Genomic DNA, 2285 nt, shown 5'->3' on the forward strand with positions numbered 1-2285 from the left:
TAGGCGCTGCGGTCGGCGGCCCGGTCGGCGGCGGCGACCAGTTCGGCCGCGACCTCGTCATCGGGGGACGTCGTGGCCAGCGGCAGGTGCCGGGCCCGGCAGTCGGGGTCCTCGGCCGCGTCGGCGAGCGCCTGGTGGACGGCGATCCGCCGGGCCAGCACGGCGCCCTGGTAGGCGGCCGTCCCGATCAGCGGGTGGCGGAAGGCGACCGTGCTCTCGGTCACCTGGATCAGGCCCGCCCGCTCCGCGTCCTCCAGATCCTCCAGGCCCACGCCCAGCGTCCGGGCCGCCTTCATCTGCAGCGGCAGGTCGCCCCGCCCCTCGGCCGCCGCGAACAGCAGCGCCAGCCGCGTCTTCTCGGGGAGCCCCGCGATCTGGGTGCGGTACGACGACAGCACCCGGTCGGCGACCGTCACCGGCGTGAACCTGCCGGGGTCGTCGCGGCGGGCGGCGCCGAACTCGATGAGCGCCAGCGGGTTCCCGGCGGACTCGGCGATGACCTGGTCCCGCAGGGCGGGGGCGAGCCCTAGGTCGGCGAGCAGGCTCACCGCGTCGCCAGTGTCCAGCCGCGAGGGCCGCAGCTCGGTGAGACCGGGCGCGGCGAACCCCTCGTCCCGGGTCGCGAACACCATGGCCACCTGCTCGGCGGCGAGCCGGCGGGCGGCGAACAGCAACGCGTCGGAGGTGGCCTGATCCAGCCACTGGGCGTCGTCCACGAGGCACAGCAGCGGGCCCTGCTCGGCCAGGTCCGCCAGGAGCGTGAGCACGGCGAGACCGGTCAGGAACCGGTCCTGCGTCCGGGTGCTGCCCATCCCGAGCACCGCCCGCAGGGCTTCCGCCTGCGGCTGCGGCAGCCCGTCCAGCCGGTCCTGCACCGGCCACAGCAACTGCACGAGACCGCCGAAGGCCAGGTCCGCCTCCGGCTCGACCCCGGTGACCCGCAGGACCCGCATGCCGGCGGCCGACGCCGACTCCGCCGCCCGGTCCAGCAGGGCGGTCTTGCCGATGCCCGCCTCGCCCCGCAGCACCAGTGCGCCACTGCGGCCCTCGCGGGCCCCGGCGGCCAGATCCTCAAGCGCCGCCAGCTCGACGGACCTGCCGTACAGCACGTAGGTGCCCCCTACTCCCCGCGATGCGGCCCACCGGTAGGCAAGCCGTGCCGAAGTACGTACCCGGTTTAAGAAATCTTACTGATTCGGCCCCGGTGCCCGCCTTCCTACGGTGTGGAACAAGCCGGTTCCCCGATGGAGGAGATCGTGAGCAACTTCTTCGAACCGCTGCCCCTGGGCAAGCTGACGCTGCCCAACCGGCTCGTCATGGCGCCGATGACGCGCAGCCGGGCCAGGGACGGCGTGCAGACCCCCCTGGCGGCCCAGTACTACGCGCAGCGCGCCGGAGCGGGCCTCATCATCACCGAGGGCACCCAGCCCTGCGTGATCGGGCAGGGATACATCGACACACCGGGCGTGCACACGCCCGAGCAGGTGGAGGCCTGGCGCCGGGTGACCGACGCGGTGCACGAGCGGCAGGGCCGGATCTTCGTGCAGGTGATGCACTCCGGCCGGATCGGGCACCCGAGCCTGTACCCGGACGGCGCGCTGCCCGTGGCGCCCTCGGCGGTGGCCTCCGGCGGCAAGATGTACACGCCGGAGGGCATGCTGGACCACCCGGTGCCCCGGGCCATGGACCTGGAGGACATCGCCCGCGCGGTCGAGGACCACATCGCGGCCGCCAAGTACGCGATGGACGCCGGGTTCGACGGTGTGGAGCTGCACGGCGCCAACGGCTACCTGATCCACCAGTTCCTCGCCGACAACACCAACCTGCGCACCGACGCCTACGGCGGCGGCATCGACAACCGCATCCGGTTCGCCGTTGAGGTCGCCCAGGCGGTCAGCGACGCGATCGGCCCCGAGCGGGTCGGCATCCGCCTGTCCCCGGGCAACACCACCAACGGCATCGAGGAGCGCGACCCGGCCCCGCTGTACCGGGCCCTGATCCGCGCCCTGGCGCCGCTCGGCCTGGCCTACGTCCACCTGATGGAGTTCGGCGGCCGCGACATCACCAAGCTGATCCGCGAGGAGTGGCCGGGTGTCCTGATCCTCAACCCGCACGCCACCGGCGAGGAGGCCGCGGTGACGCCCGAGGCCGCCGAGGAGGTCCTGCGGGACGGCCTGTGCGACGCGGTGAGCATCGGCTCGCTGTGGCTCGCCAACCCGGACCTCCCCGAGCGGATCAAGGCCGGCGGCCCGTTCAACACGCCCGACCCGGAGACCTTCTACGGA

General features: G+C 73.5%; 2 protein-coding genes. One reads left to right on the forward strand and one right to left on the reverse strand.

All coding sequences use genetic code 11. The features are described from left to right. Positions 1-1109: AAA family ATPase (locus tag N4P33_RS34760; protein WP_260830901.1), on the reverse strand; the 1109-nt coding region annotated here is incomplete at its 3' end. Positions 1110-1256: 147 nt separating this feature from the next. On the opposite strand from N4P33_RS34760, the gene N4P33_RS34765 reads away from it, so the two are divergent. Beyond that, a partial coding sequence (locus N4P33_RS34765) for an alkene reductase (RefSeq protein ID WP_260830902.1) occupies positions 1257-2285 on the forward strand: 1029 nt, incomplete at its 3' end.

This window comes from Streptomyces sp. 15-116A (assembly GCF_025290915.1).
Classification (GTDB): Bacteria; Actinomycetota; Actinomycetes; order Streptomycetales; family Streptomycetaceae; genus Streptomyces.